General features: G+C 52.7%; 20 protein-coding genes. 3 read left to right on the top strand and 17 right to left on the bottom strand.

The genetic code is table 11. The annotated features are described in order from the left end of the window. Positions 1–45 precede the first annotated feature (45 nt). The 4 genes from yfcE to eat form a co-directional block, all read right to left on the bottom strand. Complete coding sequence (yfcE, locus tag DDT52_RS01595; RefSeq protein WP_136154806.1) at positions 46–597, bottom strand: phosphodiesterase; 552 nt, start codon at positions 595–597, stop codon at positions 46–48. A 197-nt stretch (positions 598–794) separates the two neighbouring features. Beyond that, positions 795–1,589, bottom strand: a complete 795-nt coding sequence (gene eutC, locus DDT52_RS01590) for an ethanolamine ammonia-lyase subunit EutC (RefSeq protein WP_136154805.1) — start codon at positions 1,587–1,589, stop codon at positions 795–797. Continuing rightward, positions 1,586–2,977, bottom strand: a complete 1,392-nt coding sequence (locus DDT52_RS01585) for an ethanolamine ammonia-lyase subunit EutB (RefSeq protein WP_136154804.1) — start codon at positions 2,975–2,977, stop codon at positions 1,586–1,588. Before DDT52_RS01585 ends, eutC begins: the two co-directional genes overlap by 4 nt. Positions 2,978–3,056: 79 nt before the next feature. Further along, positions 3,057–4,442, bottom strand: coding sequence for an ethanolamine permease (eat, locus tag DDT52_RS01580; protein WP_136154803.1), 1,386 nt, complete (start codon positions 4,440–4,442; stop codon positions 3,057–3,059). A gap of 453 nt (positions 4,443–4,895) precedes the next feature. On the opposite strand from eat, the gene yfcG reads away from it, so the two are divergent. From yfcG to DDT52_RS01565, 3 genes are all read left to right on the top strand, one after another. After that, on the top strand, positions 4,896–5,522 hold the full coding sequence (yfcG, locus tag DDT52_RS01575; RefSeq protein ID WP_136154802.1) for a GSH-dependent disulfide bond oxidoreductase: 627 nt from the start codon (positions 4,896–4,898) through the stop codon (positions 5,520–5,522). A gap of 186 nt (positions 5,523–5,708) precedes the next feature. After that, positions 5,709–6,080, top strand: coding sequence for a dihydroneopterin triphosphate 2'-epimerase (folX, locus tag DDT52_RS01570; RefSeq protein WP_109055626.1), 372 nt, complete (start codon positions 5,709–5,711; stop codon positions 6,078–6,080). 57 nt (positions 6,081–6,137) lie between these two features. Then, entirely contained in the window at positions 6,138–7,061 is a 924-nt protein-coding gene (locus DDT52_RS01565; RefSeq protein WP_136154801.1) for a TIGR01777 family oxidoreductase, read from the top strand. Between the two features lie 23 nt (positions 7,062–7,084). Here the strand turns inward: DDT52_RS01565 and hisP are convergent, their stop codons facing one another. The 13 genes from hisP to DDT52_RS01495 form a co-directional block, all read right to left on the bottom strand. Then, positions 7,085–7,858 carry a histidine ABC transporter ATP-binding protein HisP gene (gene hisP, locus DDT52_RS01560; protein ID WP_136154800.1) on the bottom strand — a complete coding sequence of 258 codons (774 nt, stop codon included), beginning with the start codon at positions 7,856–7,858 and terminating at the stop codon, positions 7,085–7,087. Between the two features lie 15 nt (positions 7,859–7,873). Then, complete coding sequence (locus tag DDT52_RS01555; protein ID WP_136154799.1) at positions 7,874–8,590, bottom strand: ABC transporter permease; 717 nt, start codon at positions 8,588–8,590, stop codon at positions 7,874–7,876. Then, complete coding sequence (gene hisQ, locus DDT52_RS01550) at positions 8,583–9,272, bottom strand: histidine ABC transporter permease HisQ (protein ID WP_136154798.1); 690 nt, start codon at positions 9,270–9,272, stop codon at positions 8,583–8,585. The genes DDT52_RS01555 and hisQ overlap by 8 nt, the downstream gene beginning before the upstream one ends. A gap of 124 nt (positions 9,273–9,396) precedes the next feature. Further along, positions 9,397–10,176 (bottom strand): lysine/arginine/ornithine ABC transporter substrate-binding protein, encoded by a 780-nt coding sequence (locus DDT52_RS01545; RefSeq protein WP_109055621.1) that lies wholly within the window; start codon positions 10,174–10,176, stop codon positions 9,397–9,399. Between the two features lie 394 nt (positions 10,177–10,570). Next, positions 10,571–11,140, bottom strand: a complete 570-nt coding sequence (locus DDT52_RS01540; protein ID WP_136154797.1) for a UbiX family flavin prenyltransferase — start codon at positions 11,138–11,140, stop codon at positions 10,571–10,573. A gap of 224 nt (positions 11,141–11,364) precedes the next feature. Continuing rightward, the gene (gene purF, locus DDT52_RS01535) at positions 11,365–12,882 is read right to left on the bottom strand and encodes an amidophosphoribosyltransferase (RefSeq protein WP_136154796.1); all 1,518 of its coding nucleotides are present in this window, start codon (positions 12,880–12,882) and stop codon (positions 11,365–11,367) included. 21 nt (positions 12,883–12,903) lie between these two features. Further along, positions 12,904–13,404 (bottom strand): colicin V production protein, encoded by a 501-nt coding sequence (cvpA, locus tag DDT52_RS01530; protein ID WP_136154795.1) that lies wholly within the window; start codon positions 13,402–13,404, stop codon positions 12,904–12,906. Between the two features lie 141 nt (positions 13,405–13,545). Beyond that, a complete protein-coding gene (gene dedD / locus DDT52_RS01525) occupies positions 13,546–14,268 on the bottom strand; it encodes a cell division protein DedD (protein ID WP_136154794.1) in 723 nt (240 codons plus the stop codon). Beyond that, positions 14,258–15,526: a bifunctional tetrahydrofolate synthase/dihydrofolate synthase gene (folC, locus tag DDT52_RS01520; protein WP_136154793.1), complete on the bottom strand. Its 1,269-nt coding sequence runs from the start codon at positions 15,524–15,526 to the stop codon at positions 14,258–14,260. Before folC ends, dedD begins: the two co-directional genes overlap by 11 nt. A gap of 89 nt (positions 15,527–15,615) precedes the next feature. Then, positions 15,616–16,530, bottom strand: coding sequence for an acetyl-CoA carboxylase, carboxyltransferase subunit beta (gene accD / locus DDT52_RS01515; RefSeq protein ID WP_109055615.1), 915 nt, complete (start codon positions 16,528–16,530; stop codon positions 15,616–15,618). A gap of 232 nt (positions 16,531–16,762) precedes the next feature. Further along, positions 16,763–17,425 (bottom strand): DedA family protein, encoded by a 663-nt coding sequence (locus tag DDT52_RS01505; protein ID WP_136154792.1) that lies wholly within the window; start codon positions 17,423–17,425, stop codon positions 16,763–16,765. A gap of 157 nt (positions 17,426–17,582) precedes the next feature. After that, positions 17,583–18,425: a tRNA pseudouridine(38-40) synthase TruA gene (gene truA / locus DDT52_RS01500; RefSeq protein ID WP_168709717.1), complete on the bottom strand. Its 843-nt coding sequence runs from the start codon at positions 18,423–18,425 to the stop codon at positions 17,583–17,585. After that, positions 18,425–19,435, bottom strand: coding sequence for an aspartate-semialdehyde dehydrogenase (locus DDT52_RS01495; protein ID WP_136154791.1), 1,011 nt, complete (start codon positions 19,433–19,435; stop codon positions 18,425–18,427). The genes truA and DDT52_RS01495 overlap by 1 nt, the downstream gene beginning before the upstream one ends. Between the last annotated feature and the right edge of the window lie 72 nt (positions 19,436–19,507).

Here is a 19,507-nt window from a genome sequence, read left to right as displayed (position 1 = left end):
TCTGTTTAAATAGTAGACTTCACTAACTGTGTAATCACAAATAAATTAGTGCCTAATGGTCACCTGCGCAATAGGCTCACCATCAGACAAAGGAAGAACGCGCAGAACATCGTCTTCCAGCGTTCCATAGCTAGCCGGATAGCCGCCTTTAGGCAGGCTGACCGAACCCGGATTAAAATGGTAAATATCCCCCCGCTGTGCGGCGACCGGAATATGAGTATGTCCATAAACCAGTACATCGCCGACGTTTAACGGTGGTAAGTTGTCAGGATGATAGAGGTGACCGTGCGTCAGGAAAAGGCGATTTTTCGGCAATAGCACATGTTGCCAAGGCGCGGTGATAGGAAAACTCAGCAGCATCTGGTCCACCTCACTATCGCAATTCCCGCGCACCGCGATAATCCGTTTGGCATAGGCATTCAGACAGGCCGCCACTTCCACAGGCTGGTAGTTGTCCGGCAACGGATTCCGCGGCCCATGATTCAGAAAATCCCCTAATAGAATCAGCCAAGTCGCGCCGCTTTGCTCAAATAGGCTCAGCACCCGTTCTGTCGCACTCAAAGAGCCATGTAGGTCAGATGCAAACATCAACTTCATCGTTTTATCCCCCGCGTGTCGTCGTCAACGTATTGTCATCAAAGCAATTGTTATCAAAACTATTGTTATCAAAACAATCGCCATCCAAACAATCGGGATCTAGTTTAACAAAGTTGTACCATCGACCTTAGTATGAATTCGGTATTAATAACGACGTAATGTGTATCCGATATCAAACGTATGGCGACAGCCGGTCATTAACGCGACATCAGCAAGGATGGGGGTGGCGTAATCCGTCCGTGCAACGCCGGATTATCACTTTCATCTTTGAGTTGAACGCCCGACAAACGACGCTGGAAAGATTGTTCCAGCAGCCAGGCCAGCTTGAATGCCGCCAGAGGATAATCCAGCCCCTCAGGGCGAATATTCGAGATACAGTTACGCTCTGATTCAAGCCGCCGGGTATGCGGTCCCCAGGTCATGTAGACGCTCAGACTGTCCGGCGACGATAAGCCGGGGCGCTCGCCAATCAGGATCGCAACCGCTTTGGCCTGAATGCATTCACCGATATCATCACCCAGTGCGACGCGGGACTGATGAGCTAATACGATAGGTGCCAAAGACAAGCCCAGCAGTTCGAGATACGGCTGTAACGCTAAAACTAATGGTACTGCCTGCCGATGCACCGCTTTGGAAGACAATCCATCGCCAATCACCAGCAGCAAATCGGCCTGCCGGACTGATGAGTTCATCAGCAGCGTTCGACTCGATTCAGACAACCGGCGGCCTAAGTCGGGCCGGCACAGATACTGTTCCCGCGTTTGCGCCGCACTGTGAACCGTCAGCGTTTTCAATCCGGCATTTTCCAATGCATTCGCCAGCGCTTCGCTATCAAAAACCTGATGAACGGCATCCCTCGCCTGCGCATGAGCCATGCCGAATTTCAACAGTTCACGGGTCGGCAGGCTCGCGCCGGTACGCCCCAGCGCAATGCGCGCCCCCGTAAACTCACGTAACGTCTCCCAGGGGTTGTCGTGGATCACCCGACTCATAGGCTTCCCTCCAGATAGGGCTGATGCTGCAACAGCGGATGCTGACTGCTGGTATCACACAAACGCCCCTGCGCATCAATGATGCGCATTTTCTCCAGCCACTCACCAAATTCTGGGGCATGTTTAAGTCCCAACAGCTCACGGACATAAAGCGCATCGTGAAAAGAAGTGCTCTGGTAGTTCAGCATGATGTCATCCGCGCCCGGAACCCCCATCAGAAAGGTCAGCCCGGCATTGGCGAGCAACGTCAACAAGGTATCCATGTCATCCTGATCGGCCTCGGCGTGGTTGGTATAACACACATCGCATCCCAGCGGGACGCCCATCAGCTTGCCGCAAAAATGATCTTCCAGACCGGCCCGGATAATTTGTTTACCGTCATACAGGTATTCCGGGCCGATAAAGCCCACGACCGTATTCACCAGAAACGGAGAGAAACGCCGGGCAACCGCATAGGCGCGCGCTTCACAGGTTTGCTGATCGACGCCGTGATTCGCGTTGGCTGACAAACAGCTCCCCTGCCCGGTTTCAAAATACATCACGTTGTTGCCCAGCGTACCGCGTTTCAGGCTTAACGCCGCCTGATGCGCCTCTTCCAACGTCGCCAGATTAAAGCCAAAACTGCTATTGGTTGCTTCAGTACCGGCAATGGATTGAAAAACCAGATCAACCGGCGCGCCGCGCTCCATCAGTTGCAGCGTATTGGTGACGTGTGTCAACACACAGGACTGCGTCGGAATGTCAAAACGGCTGATCACATCGTCCAGCATGTAATTCAGTTTTTCCAGCAGCGGCAAACTGTCGCTGGCCGGATTGATCCCCACCATGGCATCACCGCTTCCATACAGCAGCCCGTCGAGCATACTGGCCGCGATGCCTTTCAAATCGTCCGTCGGATGATTGGGCTGCAAGCGCACGCTGATATGGCCCGCTAATCCAAGCGTATTACGAAACTTCGTAATAACCCGGCATTTCTTCGCCGCCAGAATCAGATCCTGATTACGCATAAGCTTACTGACTGCGGCCGCCATTTCCGGCGTAATCCCTTTAGCGATCCGGGCCAGTAGTGCGCTGTCCGTTCGTTCGCTTAACAGCCAGTCGCGGAAATCCCCGACGGTCAGGTGAGAAATAGGCGCAAACGCCGCATCATCGTGCGAATCGACAATCAGCCGCGTGACTTCATCCTGTTCATAAGGAATCAGCGCCTGCTGCAAAAAGGCCTTCAGCGGCAAATCCGCCAGCGCCATGCGGGCCGCCATTCGTTCTTCTGCGCTTTGCGCCGCCACGCCCGCCAGAAAATCACCGGAACGGGCGGGTGACGCTTTCGCCATCAGCTCACGCAAATCGTGAAAACGATAGCTGCGGTGACTCAGCGTTGTCTGATACATCCATTCGCCTCGATCATTATGTGGTAACAGCCCGCATGCAGATAGCGGGCCGTCATTTTTGATGATATGAAAACGTTCGCTACTTGGAAACCGTCAACTGCGGGTCAAACACCGCGGCATCGCGCGACGTGCTGGTCAGACGAAACCAGCCATAGCCCAGCAGCATCATGACCGCAAAAATCATGGCCAGCAGCGTGTTGTAATACACCATCGCAGCCAGACAAATCACCGCCATCACCAGCGCAAACGCCGGCGCAAACGGATACCACGGCGCACGGAACGGACGCGCCAGTTCCGGTTCGCTACGACGCAATTTGAAAAGCGACGCCATTGACGTGATATACATAACAATGGCACCGAATACCGACATTGTCACAATGTTGGCGGTTAACGGCTGACCGCCGATAGTCACCAGCGAATCAGAGAAGATTGCGGCGATACCGACAACGCCCCCGGCCAGAATAGCGCGGTGCGGAGTGCGGAAACGGGTATGCACACGGGCCAGTGGTTTAGGCAGATAGCCGGCACGGGCCAGCGCAAAAATCTGGCGGGAATATCCCATAATAATGCCGTGGAAAGACGCCACCAGACCAAATAGTCCAAGCCATACCAGCATATGCAGCCAGCCGCTGTTACTGCCGACGATCAGCTTCATCGCCTGAGGCAACGGGTCGTTGATGTTAGACAGTTGACGCCAGTCACCCACGCCCCCTGCAAACAGCATCACGCCAATGGCCAACATCGTTAAGGTCAGAATACCGCAGATGAAGGCGCGAGGGATGGTACGGCGGGGATCCTTGGCTTCTTCAGCCGCCATCGCGGCCCCTTCTATCGCCAGAAAGAACCAGATAGCAAAGGGAATGGCGGCAAAAATGCCGGATATCGCCACCGAGCTGAATACGTCAGAACCGGCCCAGCCGCCGCTGATGAAGTTGCCCCATTCAAAGCCCGGGGCAACCACGCCCATGAACACCAGCAACTCGAATATGGCCAACAGCGTGACCAACAGTTCAAACGTCGCGGCAATGCCTACACCAAGAATGTTGAGTCCCATGAATATCAGATAAGCACTGACCGCCACCCATTTCGGATCCAGCGACGGGAACTGCACATTCAGATAGGCGCCGATAGCCATTGAAATGGCGGGGGGTGCAAACACAAATTCAATCAGCGTGGCAAACCCGGCGATAAACCCTCCGGTCGGGCCAAACGCGCGATAGGCGTAGGCAAACGGTCCGCCTGCGTGTGGAATCGAGGTGCTCAGTTCGGTGAAGCTGAAAATAAACGCACAATACATCGCGGCAATCGCCAGCGCCGTAATCAGGAAGCCTAATGTGCCAGCCTGCGCCCAACCGTAACTCCAGCCAAAATATTCACCGGAAATCACCAGACCCACGGCAATGCCCCACAAGTGGAAGCTGCCCAATGTCCGTTTTAACCCCGGTTCTGCTTTGTTGTTTTCCATCCTGCCATCCCTTGTATCAATATAATATCCGGGGACATTGCAAAGAGTGTACCAGATGAGAAGAAGGGCTCATCGCAGGTAAGATATTGATTCTTTCCACCCCCGCCCGATAGGATGCTGCCCCGTTTTGGGACATTCCGCTCCGTAATGCGGCAGTTGATGCGTGCTTTAAGGGCATTTCACCGGTGTACCAGGCGAATGTAACGCCAATTCCCGGTCATACCCCACCCCCTTCGGTTAAGGCCGGCGCGACAATCCGCACAACCATTCAAGTTAATCATAATGACTTGCCATCACCGCCGCTTATTTTCCCTGCGGGAAAGTGGTAGGGTAATCTTCCGACTTTTCAGAAACACCCGCTTGATCCAATACGAAAGTTTAACGGAGCATCGGCGTGCTCAACCGTCACGCAGCGCCACGATGTTTTTCTGAAGTGAAACGGAGATGCCACTCATGATCGATCTTTATTACGCCCCTACACCCAACGGCCATAAAATCACCCTGTTCCTTGAAGAAGCCAATCTGCCTTATCAGCTTCACCGCGTGAATATCGGTACGGGTGAGCAATTCAGGCCCGAGTTTCTTGCCATCTCGCCTAACAACAAAATTCCGGCGATTGTCGACCAGCAGCCCGCCGACGGCGGCAAAGCCATCAACCTGTTTGAATCCGGCGCCATCCTGCTCTATCTGGCTGAAAAACATGACGTCCTGCTCAGTAAAGATTTACGTGAGCGTACCGCAACCCTGCAATGGCTGTTCTGGCAAGTGGCGGGGTTTGGCCCCATGCTGGGGCAAAACCACCATTTCAATCACTATGCTCCTCAGCCGGTGCCCTACGCCATTGAACGTTACCAGCAGGAAACGCAGCGCCTGTATCGCGTACTGAACAAACAGCTTCAGGGAAACACCTGGCTGGCCGGCGATCGCTACAGTATTGCCGATATCGCGACCTATCCCTGGGTTGTCCCCTACGCTCGTCAACGTGTTGATCTGGATGATTATCCGGCGGTGAAAAATTGGTATGCGCGCATTAGCGAACGTCCGGCGACGGAACGCGCCTATAAATTGGCAGAGGAATAGTCATTTCCTCTTCATGGTGCCCGGCCTGCCGCTACCTTCTGGTATTGTTACCGATGCGCACAACAAGCGGCGCCGGGGCCTGACGAGGCGCGAATCCTTTGCCGGGCGCGGATTGCAATCAGCCCGATACGCGACAACGGCCAACGTGACAACTTCAGGTCAAAAAGGAAAACCGAGGACTAATGAATGTCATACAGAAATACTGACGCCATTATTCGCATAAAAAACCTGCGACTACGCACGTTCATTGGCATCAAAGAAGAAGAGATTAATAACAAACAAGATGTTGTTATTAACGTTGTGATCCATTACCCAGCAGAACGTTCACGCAACAGCGAGAATATTGAGGATGCGTTAAATTACCGCACCATCACCAAAAATATCATTCGCCACGTTGAGGAGAACCGCTTCGCGCTGCTGGAGAAATTAACGCAGGAGGTGCTCAATATCGCCAGCGATCATGACTGGATCACCTATGCTGAAGTAGAAGTGGATAAACTGTTTGCCTTGCGATACGCCGATTCTGTCTCCATGACCATGCGTTATCACAAGGAGTAAGCCCGTCATCATGGTCAAGAAACTGACTGCACAATGAAGGGATAAGCGAGGCCAGACATGCAATTACTCATTACCGGTGGAACCGGTCTTATCGGACGCCATCTGATTCAACGGTTATTACTGCTTTCTCATCATGTCACCGTTTTGACCCGCGATCCCGAACGAGCCCGACAGGTTTTGGGCGACCAGGTGGAATACTGGTCCACGTTGAACAATAAAACCTCACTCAACGGTTTCGATGGCGTCATTAATCTGGCGGGTGAACCTATTGCCGACAAGCGCTGGACGCCACAGCAAAAACTGCGCCTGAGCCAGAGCCGCTGGAACATGACCGAACAACTCGCCAGACTGATTAACGCCAGCAGCGAACCCCCTTCCGTGTTTATTTCCGGTTCCGCCGTGGGCTATTACGGCGATCAGGGCGCGGCACTGGTCGCCGAAGATGAAACGCCCGCCAATGAGTTTACCCATCATCTGTGCGCCCGTTGGGAAGCGCTGGCGCAATCCGCGGAAAGCGACAAAACCCGCGTTTGTCTGTTGCGTACCGGCATCGTGCTTTCTGCGGAAGGCGGCGCACTGGCCAGGATGTTGCCTATTTTCAGGTTGGGACTCGGCGGGCCAATCGGATCGGGAAAACAATACATGTCGTGGATTCATATTGATGACATGGTGAACGGGATTCTTTATCTGCTGGATAATCCGATACTTAGCGGGCCATTTAACATGGTTTCGCCCTATCCGGTTCGCAACGAACAGTTTTCAGCCATGTTGGCGCACGTACTGGATCGGCCCGGCTTTCTGCGCGTACCGGGTTTCGTTATCAAACTGCTGATGGGAGAAGCGTCAACGCTGGTGCTGGGGGGACAACGCGCATTACCGCACCGGCTTGAGGCCGCAGGGTTCGGCTTTCGTTTCTTTGAACTGGAAGAAGCCTTGAAAGAGGTGATAACACCAAAAGATACCGTGAAGAACGCTGGCTGACCCGCAGGGCAGCCAGACAGGGATTATTTCAACGTGCCGGACAGGAACTGTTGTAAACGCAGGCTCTTAGGGCTACCGAACACAGCGTCCGGCGGCCCTTCCTCTTCAATCACTCCCTGATGCAGAAAGATTACATGGCTGGAAACGTGGCGCGCAAACTCCATTTCATGCGTGACCACCACCATCGTTTTCCCCTCTTCTGCCAGTTGCTGCATAATACGCAGCACCTCGCCAACCAGCTCGGGATCGAGCGCCGACGTCGGTTCATCAAATAGCAGCACTTCCGGTTCCATCGCCAGCGCGCGCGCAATTGATACGCGCTGCTGCTGACCGCCGGACAGATTAGCCGGATATTTATCCTGCGCCGCCCCGGTAATCCCCACCTTATCCAGATAGAAAACAGCGCGTGCGCGTGCTTCGGCTTTGCTCAACCCCAATACCTGCACCGGTGCTTCCATCACGTTTTCCAACGCGGTCATAAAGCTCCACAGATTAAAGTGCTGAAATACCATGGTCAGGCGCGTGCGTAATAGCTGAAGTTGCTTCTTATCAAACACTTTCAACTGACCATCATTATCGCGCACCACCCGGATTTCCTGGTCGTTGACGTGAATCGTCCCTTCACAGGGTTTTTCCAGAAAGTTGATGCAGCGCAGCAACGTACTTTTACCGGAACCGGATGATCCGATAATGGAAATAACGTCCCCGGCCTTAGCCTGCAATGAAATGCCTTTCAGCACTTCATGCTGACCATAACGTTTATGCAGATCCGTTACCATCAGCTTATTATTCGACATACTCTGTTCCTGCTTTTAATGAGATGAACGGATACGAAGATGACGCAACCAGCGCTGTTCCGCTTTTTTGAACAACCCGATTAACGTAAAAGAAATGACCAGATAGATCACTGCCGCGATGCCAAACGCATAAAACGGCTGGTAGGTGGCAGCATTAATATCACGGGCAATTTTCAGAATATCCGGCACCGTGACGGTAAACGCCAACGCGGTGGAGTGCAGCATCAAAATCACTTCGTTGCTGTAAGCCGGCAACGCAATGCGTAGCGCGCCCGGCAAAATGATATAACGATATTGTTTAAAGCGTGAGAAACCATAGGCTCTGGCCGCTTCAATTTCACCGTGAGGAATCGAACGAATCGCACCAGCGAAAATCTCGGTGGTATAAGCACAGGTATTTAACGCCAGCGCCAGAATGGCGCAATTCAGCCCGCTGCGGAAAAAGGCGTTTAACAGGTCGGTCCCCCGCACAAATTCCAGACTATAAACGCCAGAATAGAAAACCAATAGCTGAACGTAGAGCGGCGTACCGCGAAAAACATAGGTAAATAACCAGACCGGGAAACTGAATCGTCGCCGCGGCGAAACACGCGCCACCGCCAGAGGAAGCGCCAGCACACCGCCCATCACCACCGAGGAAATCAGCAGCCACAGGGTCATCGCCAGCCCTGTCATACGGTAACCATCACTCCACAGCAGCGGTTGCCAATATTGTTGCAGGATCTCACTCATAGTTTATTTTTTTGACTCCCTGCGAGTAGTGTCTTTCCAACCACCACAACACTCCGTTGGAGAGCGTGGTAAAAACCAGATACAGCGCCGCGGCAACGATCGCAAAGTAAAAGGGTTCATGCGCCCCTTTACCAGCCAGCTGCGTGGCCTTGATGACGTCATTGAGGCCCAGTAACGATACCAATGCCGTTGCCTTTAGAATGACCTGCCAGTTATTACCGATGCCCGGCAAGGCAAAACGCATCATGGAAGGAAACAATATCCGGCGAAACACTTTCATCGGTGAAAAACCGAAAGCCACGGCGGCTTCAATTTGTCCGGGAGAAACCGCCAGAAAAGCGCCACGGAACGTTTCGGTGAAATACGCGCCGTAGATGAACCCCAGCGTGATAATCCCCGCCGTCATCGGATCGATATCGATCTGACCGACGCCCAACGCTTCCGTCAACGTATTCAGCGTGATCTGCAAACCATAAAAGATCAGCAACATCAGCACCAAATCAGGCACGCCGCGGATCAACGTGGTATAGCCGGAGAAAAATCCCGATAGCAATCGGCTGGCGGAAAGCTTGGCGCCCGCGCCAATCAGACCAATGACCAGCGCCAGCAGCAGTGAACTCACCGCCAGCTCCAGCGTCATGGCCGCGCCATCCAGAATGAGTTGGGAGTAGCCATAAAGCATTAATCATACCCGTTCAGAGTAAACATCGAGGTTGATGACATCGCACATCATTACCAGACAAGATATCTCAAAAACATCGGGGCGAGGCCACAGCCCTCATCCCCGAATCCAGACCACGGAGGTCTTAGCCGCCGTAGACATCAAAATCGAAGTATTTTTTGGCAAATGTATCGTAAGTACCGTCTTTGCGAATTTCTTCAAATGCTTTATCCAACGCGGCTTTCAGCTCGGTATCCGTTTTACGCAGACCAATACCGGTGCCCACGCCAAAATATACGTCGTCTTTAACCGCAGGGCCGGCAAACTCATAGTCTTTCCCCGCTGCCAGCTTCAGGAAGCCTTCGCTGCCCGCCACTTCATCCTGAAACGCGGCATCGATACGGCCGGCCGTCAAGTCGTCATAGACTAATTCCTGATTCTGATAAGCGACGATCTCAACGCCTTTCGGCTGCCAGAGTGCATTCGCGTAGGATTCCTGAGTCGTTCCCTGTAATACACCGACGCGTTTGCCCCCTAACGAGGCCAGCGTAGGTTCGATATTGGCGCCTTTTTTCGCAATCAGACGGGCATTGGCGGCATACAATTTCTCAGAGAAAGCGATTTCCTGCTGACGTTTTTCAGTAATAGAAAGTGAAGAGATGATGGCATCAATTTTTTTGGCTTTCAGGGACGGGATCAACGCATCAAAATCGCTTTCGACAAACGTACACTTGGCTTCAATACGTTTGCATAACTCTTTGGCCAGATCGATATCAAAACCGATGAGTTCACCGCTGGAATTTTTAGATTCGAAAGGGGCATAAGTAGGATCGGTACCAATTTTAATATTTTCGGGAATGGCGGCCATCGCACTTCCTGCGGCCAGAATTAATGCCAACGGCAGAATTTTTACCAGTTTTTTCATATTGCTACCCTTACCATAAGTGATTGAGGTCAAAAGTTAGTCGTAGATATTTAACGGTTTTTATCGATGTAAATATGAATGACGTGATTGCTGTTTATTTCTCATTACGAAACATAGCAGTTTTCATGCCACATTGACAAAACAACCCCAGAAACGCGGCTGAAAGTAACCCGTCGCAGAGTAACAATTTATTTAATTGATTTTATTAATCTATATTTCCAGGAAGAGCGTAAAATTTGAGAAGGATTGCGTGTAAATGAACATCGTTTCGCTCCAATAAAGTGCAATAGCGCACAAAAATAGCGCAATGTTATAAAAATGCACTATAAGCAAGCATAACGCCTTATTTATTATAGACAGTGTTTCGCCAGAAACAGCAAAAAACAAGTGACCATTACGAGCCCTGCCAGCGGGTAAACAGCTCTTCCGGCAATTCGATATCAAACTGATCAAGCACACGGTTCACCGTCTGATCGATAATATCCTGCACACTTTGCGGGCGATGGTAAAAAGCCGGCACGGGCGGCATGATAATCGCCCCGAGTTCTACGGCAGCGGTCATCATCCGCAAATGCCCCAGATGTAACGGCGTTTCGCGCACGCAAAGCACCAGCGGACGACGCTCTTTCAGCACTACATCCGCCGCACGCGTAAGCAGATTATCGCTGTAGCTGTGCGCAATGCCCGACAGGGTTTTTATTGAACAGGGCAGGATCACCATGCCAGCGGTTTTAAACGAACCAGAAGAGATGCTGGCGGCGATATCGCGGGTGTCATGCACAACATCGGCCAGCGCCTGGACGTCACGCAGATTGAAATCAGACTCCAGAGTGAGCGTCTGCCGGGCCGCATTGCTCATGATAAGGTGAGTTTCTATCCCTTCCACAGTCCGCAAAACCTGCAACAAACGAATGCCATAAATCACACCGCTGGCACCGGAAATACCAATAATGAGTCGTTTCATCAATACCGCCTCTGACTGATCGCATGCGATTAACTGATGCGAATAAGTGATCTGCGCCGACTTTGCCGTAATGATTAACGATAAGCAAGAAGTAGATAAAAACAGGAAAGGAGCACGTCAGAACGTACTCCTTTTTTCGCTCATTACACCGCTAAAAAATGTTTATACCCGTTATACGTCAAGTTGCATGCGCGTTGGCTTTATTACAGGTATAACACTCAGACTCAGCCTTCGTTGTGTAACTCCAGATCTTCGACTTCATTCTGGCTACGCAACGCTTTGGCATCATCATTACGCAGCATTTCCAGATAGTCGAGATAACCCTGATCGACATCCTTCGTCACATATACGCCGTTGAATACCGAACATTCAAACTGTGTGATGTCTGGATTATCTTCACGCGCCGCGGCGATCAAATCGTCCAGATCCTGGAAAATCAGCGCGTCAGCACCGATGAGCTGGCGAATTTCTTCGACTTCACGCCCGTGGGCAATCAGTTCATTCACGCTCGGCATATCGATGCCGTACACGTTCGGGAAACGGATTTCCGGTGCCGCCGAGGCCAGGTACACACGCTTGGCGCCAGCTTCGCGGGCCATTTCAACGATCTGCTCGGACGTGGTGCCGCGCACGATGGAGTCATCAACCAGCAACACATTCTTATCGCGAAATTCCGCACGGTTAGCGTTCAGTTTGCGCCGAACTGATTTGCGACGCGCCTGTTGGCCCGGCATGATGAACGTCCGGCCGACATAGCGGTTCTTCACAAATCCCTGACGATACGGCTTGTTAATGATGCGCGCAATTTCCAACGCGATATCGCAGGAGGTTTCAGGGATAGGGATAACGACATCAATATCCAGATCTTCCCACTGGCGTGCAATCTTTTCACCGAGCTTCTGCCCCATCCGGACGCGGGCACTGTATACGGAAATTTTATCGATGAAAGAATCCGGGCGCGCAAAATAAACATACTCGAACAGGCACGGATTGCTCTTCGGATTTTCGGCGCACTGCCGGGTAAACAACTGCCCTTTTTCAGTGATATAAATCGCCTCTCCCGGCGCAACATCACGCAGAAATTCAAAGCCCAGCGTATCCAGCGCGACGCTTTCCGACGCAACCATATATTCACTGCGCCCATCTTCCAGATCGCGTTTACCGATCACCAGCGGACGGATGCCATTGGGATCGCGAAAAGCAACCATCCCATGACCGATAATCATGGCGACACAGGCATAAGCACCGCGAATTTGCTGGTGCGTCGCAGCAATCGCCGCAAAAATATTATCGGCTTCCAGCGGATAGTGCTGAAAACGGTCCAGCTCTCTGGCGAAAATGTTTAACAGAATTTCGGAATCAGACGTGGTGTTGACATGACGGCGTTCCTGCTCGAACAGCTTTTTACGCAGTTCATGCGCGTTAGTCAGATTACCGTTATGTGCCAGCGTGATCCCAAAGGGGGAGTTAACGTAAAAAGGCTGCGCTTCCGACGCACTGGAACTGCCCGCGGTGGGATAACGCACGTGGCCGATGCCCATATTCCCTTGTAAACGTTGCATGTGTCTTGCTTCAAACACATCCTTCACCAGGCCATTGGCCTTACGCAGGCGGAAGCAATTTGAGTCATTAATGGTGACAATGCCCGCAGCGTCCTGCCCACGGTGTTGCAACACCGTTAACGCGTCATAAATCGACTGGTTGACCGGTGTAAAACCGGCGATACCGACAATACCGCACATGGTGTCTTTTCCTCATCAGCGCTACCGCAGTGTAATGTGCTGCGGCAAGAAACTTGACGTGCTTTGCAGGTAGTCAAAAAACCACCTGATAATATAACTGAACTGCGGGATTAACTGGGACTGCTTCCAGTCGTCACTCTGTGAAAAACCGGTAAAGGTATCCAAAAAGAATAGCAGTGCGGAGACAATCAACACACCGCGCAGCGCACCAAAGCAAACGCCCAATACACGGTCGGTGCCCGATAATCCAGTGTGTTCAACCAGTGAACTAATCACATAGTTGACGATAGCACCCACAATCAACGTCGCAATAAACAGAATGGCAATAGCGATGCCGTTACGTACCAGTTCGTCATCAAAACGGGTGAAATAGATCGCCAGATAGGCGTAGTAATGGCTGGCGATAAAAAATGCACATCCCCAGGTTACCAGCGACAACGCTTCACGAACAAACCCTCGAATCAGGCTAACCAGAGCCGAAAATCCGATGATGCCAATAATGACGTAATCAACCCAAACCATGAACGATCCTAATAATGAACGATGCTACCGGTAAGCCGCGACATCATCCTGTTCGCGGCGAATTCTAACAGAAAAAGAAAACGTTTGCGTAGCGTATTTCCGCCGATTTTATCAATAGACAATAAAGACGGATGCCACTCCTTAACGCACGCTATGCGACCTCACCTGACCACTTAAACCGCTCAGTTGCTGCAACTCACCCAATGATGCCTGCAACTTCTGTTTCGATGCATCAGGGCCGACATAGATACGGGTAATCTGCCCCGCCACGGGCGTTGCGGGTACGGTATAAGCCCGATAGCCGGAAAGACGAAGCTTGGCGACAATTTCATTCACCTTGTCCGCATTTTTCAGCGCTCCGAGTTGAACGATATAGGCCTGTCCGACGGGCGCTGGTTCTGCGGCCGGCGTTTCTGGTTTGACTTCAGGCTTGGGTTCCGGTTTGGTTTCAACTTTTGGCTTCACCTCCGGTTTAGGCTGTACTTTTGGCGCGATGGGAGGTTGAGCCGGAGTCTGAACGGGTGGCCGTTCCACCACGGCAGGCGGCGCCGTCACAACCGCAGGCGCATTCGCGTCGGGGGGAACACGCTCCGCGGGAACGCCGGTGTCCGTACCGTCCGCGGCTGGCGGCTTATCCTGCATCGCCGCCTCTGCCCCTTCAGGCGGCTGGGTCAGCAAGGACTGGTTCAGCGGAGGCAACGAATCCATCTCATCGCTGTCTCCCGGCTTGGGGATCAGCGGGATAGCCGCAAACTCATCTTCATAGTGCTTCTTCTCACCATCCAGCAGACCGGGCAATACAATCACGCCCAGTGCAACAAGAATAATGGTACCGACCAGGCGATTCTGAAATTTACTCGCCATAGGCTTGTTCCTCATCCAGCGCTTCCATTACATGCGCTACCGTATGAAAAGATCCACACACAATGACGATATCCTGCTCCGTTGATACCGCCATCGCCTGACGCCAGGCGCTGACCACGTCGGAGAACGACTGGCACTGATTCAGATGTTCAGCCAGCTGCGCCGCCGTCGCGCCCCGCGGACCTTCCAGCGTGGCGCAGTACCATTCATCCACCAGCGGCTGCAAATAGCTCAGCGTGCCGGGAATATCTTTGTCTGCCAGCATGCCCACCACCGCGCGGATTTTCCCCGCTTTTGGCAGGGTTGCCAGACGGTTGGCGAGATACGCCGCGGCGTGAGGGTTATGAGCCACATCCAGAATCAGCATGGGTTTTTCACGAACGATCTGGAAACGGCCAGGGAGCAACGCCTGCTTCACGCCCTGACGAATGGCCTCTTCACTCACATTCAGCGGTGAATAGTTCAACGCGGCCAATGCAGTGGCGGCGTTGGCCAGAGGAACATTCGGCATTGGCAATCCTGACAGCTCGCGCTGCTTGTTCTGCCAGCTCCAGCCATCGCGTTGGATCGAGAAATCCCAGTCCCGGCCACGACGCAACAACACCGCGCCTTTCTCATCAGCGATACCGGTTATCGAGACCGGCATATCGGGTTCGCCCACCACGGCCGGCTTACCCTGCCGGAATATCCCGGCTTTCTCTCTGCCGATGCTATCACGATCTTTACCCAGCCAGTCGGTATGGTCGAGCGCAATACTCGTCACGACGGCCACGTCGGCGTCCACGATATTAGTCGCATCGAGGCGCCCCCCCAGACCGACTTCCAGAATCACAACGTCCAGATTCGCCTGCTTGAACAAGTGCAACGCGGCCAGCGTACCAAATTCAAAATAGGTAAGAGAGATCTCCCCTCTTCCGGCTTCGATAGCGGCGAAAGCCTGACAATGATGTGATTCGGGCAACTCTGCGCCCTGAATTCGCACCCGCTCGGTATAACGCAGCAAATGGGGGGAGCTGTAGACACCGACACGCAGTCCGGCAGAGATCAGGATTGATTCCAGCGTACAGCAGGTCGTGCCCTTGCCATTGGTTCCTGCGACGGTAAAGACAACCTTGGCGGGCTGTAGTAATTGAAGATGTTCGGCAACCTGCTTAATGCGCTCCAGTCCCAAATCAATGGTCTTGGCGTGCAGGTGCTCCAGATAATGAAGCCACGTGACCATAGGCGACGTGGCTTGGGGTATTTGAAGATTATCCATGAGTCCCGTTCACTGGCTTACGGTTCATTTTATACAGGAAGCGCGCATGTCGCCTGAGGCGGACTCACGCTTCCTGTTCATCGGTTCAGCTACGCTTCATCCTGTGATTCGGACACGGCGTCGCTGTGGTGTTCAACCACATCGTTGCCTGGCTCCGGCTGATTGGTCAGCTTGGCAAGAATCGTCGCCAGTTTATAACGCATCTCCGGCCGACGAACGATCATGTCGATAGCGCCTTTTTCAATCAGGAACTCACTGCGCTGAAAACCCGGCGGTAGTTTTTCACGTACCGTCTGTTCAATAACGCGCGGCCCCGCGAAGCCGATCAGGGCTTTAGGCTCGGCGATATTCAGATCGCCCAGCATCGCCAGACTGGCCGATACGCCGCCCATCGTCGGATCGGTCAGTACGGAGATATACGGTAAGCCGCGCTCGCGCATTTTAGCCAATGCCGCACTGGTTTTCGCCATCTGCATCAGCGACATCAACGCTTCTTGCATACGGGCGCCGCCGCTGGCGGAGAAACAGACCAGCGGGCAGCCATCTTCCAGCGCCTGTTCAACCGCACGAACGAAACGCGCGCCAACGACAGAGGCCATAGAGCCGCCCATGAAAGCAAATTCAAAGGAAGCGGCTACCACTGGCATACCATATAATGTCCCTTTCATGACGATCAGGGCATCTTTTTCATCAGACTGCTTTTGTGCTGCAACCAGACGATCTTTATATTTTTTCGAATCCCGGAATTTCAGGATATCTTTCGGTTCCAGTTCGCTGCCTAACTCCACTGTCCCTTCTTTATCCAGGAACGCTTGCAGGCGAGCTCGAGCGGAAAGACGCATATGGTGGTCGCACTTCGGGCAAACCTCCAGATTGCGCTCCAGCTCTGCGCGATACAGTACCTGACCGCAACTATCACATTTAGTCCAAACGCCCTCAGGAATGTTCGCTTTACGGGTCGGGGTGATATTGCTTTTATTAAGAATTCGTTCAATCCAGCTCATTGATAACCTTTCTGCTTGAACCTGGCACATGCCAGTCCGCTGTTCATGCCTCAACCATTCCCTGACAACACAGCCAATTGAAAAATGCCATAGACCCGCGTCAATCGCGGCACCAGGGCATTGGCGTCAAGGGTTGTTCCAAGAACAGACCATAAATGCTGCCCATTAAACCATAACGATCCGGTGCTGTGGATAAAAAACTGGTCAAACCGGATGTTAAAATACTGTTCACTTATTTCACATTGCCACGCATTGCCGCTCTCCGGTGCCGGACGACCTCGATAATACCCGGCAGGATAGAGACAAAAATAATCACGACAATCAGTAATTTCAGATTTTCCTGCACTATCGGCAGGTCACCGAACAGATATCCCGCGTAGGTAAACAAAATGACCCACAGCAGCGCCCCGATTATGTTATAAGCCGCAAAGTGACGGTAACTCATATGCCCCATGCCGGCGACAAACGGCGCAAATGTTCTCACAATAGGGACAAAACGCGCCAGAATTATTGTCTTGCCGCCGTGACGTGCGTAAAACTGATGTGTTTTATCCAGATAGCTGCGGCGGAAAATTTTTGAATCCGGATTACTGAACAACTTCTCACCGAACAAACGGCCAATCGTGTAGTTCACTGCATCCCCCATGACCGCCGCGGTAATCATCAGGAAAACCATCGTATGCACATTCAGGTCATTCGATGGCAGCGCAGCCAGCGCCCCAGCGACAAACAACAAGGAATCGCCCGGCAGAAACGGGGTCACGACCAGCCCGGTTTCACAAAACAGGATCAGAAACAAAATGGCATAAATCCAGACACCATATTGCGCGACCAGTTCCGCCAGATGCACATCAATATGCAGAATAAAATCAATAATAAATTGTATGAATTCCATAAAAACATCTCTTTCGATAGAAAGTGCCGCTATACACCACTCTCGACTGCACTTTTCCATCCATGAGCACCCGCTTTATCGATCACAGCATCGCCACGCAAACATCGGTTACGCCAACGTGCATGACGTAAAAAGCCCATCATGCAAAACCAATCATTCAACATTCGTCATGCAAAAACAGCGGCCCCATTGGGGGTCGAGGTAAAGCAAAACACGTTGGATAGTCCACCGAAACCAGGTACAACCCTTCCGCCCTGGCCGTCGCTGCCGCCAGTGAGCGATCTTTTGCCGCCAGCAGTTCGGCTATCCACGTTTCCGGCTGATTGCCACAGCCCACTTCCATCAGGCTGCCGACAATATTGCGCACCATATGGTGTACAAACGCATTGGCCTTAATATCTACCACGATATAAGCGCCATGACGCGTAACCTTTAAATGATTTACATTGCGCCACGGAGTCCGCGACTGGCATTGCACGGCGCGAAACGACGTAAAATCGTTCTCACCCAGCAGACATTGACCCGCCCGTTCCATCCGCTCTGCGTCCAGCGGCAGATAGCAATGCGTGACGCCCTGGGCCAGTATGGCCGGACGATAGCGATGATTATAGATGACATAACGATAGCGGCGTGCGGTAGCGCTAAAACGGGCATGAAAATCATCCCTTACCGTTTTTACCCAGCGAACGGCGATATCCGGCGGTAAATTCGCATTTACCCCCATGGTCCAGGCCGCGTCTTTACGCACCGCCTGTGTCACAAAATGCACCACCTGCCCCGTTGCATGTACACCCGCATCGGTACGACCCGCGCAGAAAACCGTGATCGGCTCATTCGCCACCTTGGTCAAGGCCCGCTCAAGGCCCCCTTGCACGCTGTCGACTTCCGCCTGACGCTGCCAGCCATAATAGCGGCTGCCGTCATATTCAATGCCCAGCGCAATTTTCAGCGGGGCAAGCTCTCCTTGCTGAGTCGCCCCCGCCAACATCGGTTCTGACATTACCCCAGATACTCCTGCACCAGACATTCCGCCGTTTCCAATGCCATCAGTGCGCCGCCGAAACGAACGTTATCCGCCACCGACCAGAATTGCAGCAGTTCAGGCATACCATAATCATTGCGCAGACAACCGATACTCAGTTGTATACTGCCGGAAGCGTCTTCCACCTGGGTCGGGTAATCCTGTTCATCACTCACCTGAACTTCCCCCACTTGCAGCAGTTCGTCACGTGCTTCTTCCGCAGACAGCGGGCGCAATGCTTCCAGATGAACAACCTGAGCATGACCGTAGAACACCGGTGACTGTATACAGGTGACAGAAAGCGGCAATCCCTCATCCTGCAACACTTTACGCACTTCATCCACCAGACGGCGTTCCTCACGCACGCTGCCTTCGTTATCCGGCAGCAGCGGCAACAGATTGAACGCCAGCTGTTTCGGAAATATTCCCGCTTCGGGCGGAATACCGTTCAGCAGACGCGCACTTTGTCCCGCCAAATCATCCACGGCGGCTTTGCCACGCGCGGAAACCGACAGCATGGCGGTGATTTGCAAACGGGACAGACCCGCGATATCCGTCAACGGTTTGATTGCCACCAGCAGTTGACTGGTCAGACTGTCCGCAACCGCGACGATGTTGCGATTACGATAATCCGCCAGCACATGCGTATTCACGCCCGGCACAACCAGCGGTACATCCGGCTCCAACGCGAACAGGCCGCTGCTGTCAATAACCAGACAGCCCGCGTTACCGGCTTCTTCCGCATAACGCTCGCTGGCTTCCTGACCGGCGACAAAAAACGCCAGTTGCGCCTGCGACCAGTCAAAATCCGCAACATTCTCAACCGGACAGGATTTTCCATTAAAACGTATGATTTCACCCACGCTACGTTCGCTGGCCAGCGGATACAGTTCACCCACCGGAAATTCACGTTCCTGCAACAACGCCAGCAACGCTGAACCCACCGCGCCCGTTGCGCCCAGCAGAGCAATATTCCAGCCGTCAGACATGTGGTTCTTCTCCCCAAATTGATGAATAAACTTCCACGGCGATAAACCATCCCCGTCGACTAATCTCGTCAT

It is taken from the genome of Brenneria roseae subsp. roseae (assembly GCF_003115845.1).
GTDB classification, from domain to species: Bacteria; Pseudomonadota; Gammaproteobacteria; order Enterobacterales; family Enterobacteriaceae; genus Brenneria; species Brenneria roseae.
The sequence above is the reverse complement of the archived record's forward strand: the minus strand, read 5'-3'. Positions and strand labels throughout refer to the sequence as shown.

Coding starts and splice junctions, on each gene's coding strand:
- yfcE (WP_136154806.1), bottom strand. CDS start 597: ATGAAGTTGATGTTTGCATCTGACCTACATGGCTCTTTGAGTGCGACA.
- eutC (WP_136154805.1), bottom strand. CDS start 1,589: ATGAGTCGGGTGATCCACGACAACCCCTGGGAGACGTTACGTGAGTTT.
- DDT52_RS01585 (WP_136154804.1), bottom strand. CDS start 2,977: ATGTATCAGACAACGCTGAGTCACCGCAGCTATCGTTTTCACGATTTG.
- eat (WP_136154803.1), bottom strand. CDS start 4,442: ATGGAAAACAACAAAGCAGAACCGGGGTTAAAACGGACATTGGGCAGC.
- yfcG (WP_136154802.1), top strand. CDS start 4,896: ATGATCGATCTTTATTACGCCCCTACACCCAACGGCCATAAAATCACC.
- folX (WP_109055626.1), top strand. CDS start 5,709: ATGTCATACAGAAATACTGACGCCATTATTCGCATAAAAAACCTGCGA.
- DDT52_RS01565 (WP_136154801.1), top strand. CDS start 6,138: ATGCAATTACTCATTACCGGTGGAACCGGTCTTATCGGACGCCATCTG.
- hisP (WP_136154800.1), bottom strand. CDS start 7,858: ATGTCGAATAATAAGCTGATGGTAACGGATCTGCATAAACGTTATGGT.
- DDT52_RS01555 (WP_136154799.1), bottom strand. CDS start 8,590: ATGAGTGAGATCCTGCAACAATATTGGCAACCGCTGCTGTGGAGTGAT.
- hisQ (WP_136154798.1), bottom strand. CDS start 9,272: ATGCTTTATGGCTACTCCCAACTCATTCTGGATGGCGCGGCCATGACG.
- DDT52_RS01545 (WP_109055621.1), bottom strand. CDS start 10,176: ATGAAAAAACTGGTAAAAATTCTGCCGTTGGCATTAATTCTGGCCGCA.
- DDT52_RS01540 (WP_136154797.1), bottom strand. CDS start 11,140: ATGAAACGACTCATTATTGGTATTTCCGGTGCCAGCGGTGTGATTTAT.
- purF (WP_136154796.1), bottom strand. CDS start 12,882: ATGTGCGGTATTGTCGGTATCGCCGGTTTTACACCGGTCAACCAGTCG.
- cvpA (WP_136154795.1), bottom strand. CDS start 13,404: ATGGTTTGGGTTGATTACGTCATTATTGGCATCATCGGATTTTCGGCT.
- dedD (WP_136154794.1), bottom strand. CDS start 14,268: ATGGCGAGTAAATTTCAGAATCGCCTGGTCGGTACCATTATTCTTGTT.
- folC (WP_136154793.1), bottom strand. CDS start 15,526: ATGGATAATCTTCAAATACCCCAAGCCACGTCGCCTATGGTCACGTGG.
- accD (WP_109055615.1), bottom strand. CDS start 16,530: ATGAGCTGGATTGAACGAATTCTTAATAAAAGCAATATCACCCCGACC.
- DDT52_RS01505 (WP_136154792.1), bottom strand. CDS start 17,425: ATGGAATTCATACAATTTATTATTGATTTTATTCTGCATATTGATGTG.
- truA (WP_168709717.1), bottom strand. CDS start 18,425: ATGTCAGAACCGATGTTGGCGGGGGCGACTCAGCAAGGAGAGCTTGCC.
- DDT52_RS01495 (WP_136154791.1), bottom strand. CDS start 19,435: ATGTCTGACGGCTGGAATATTGCTCTGCTGGGCGCAACGGGCGCGGTG.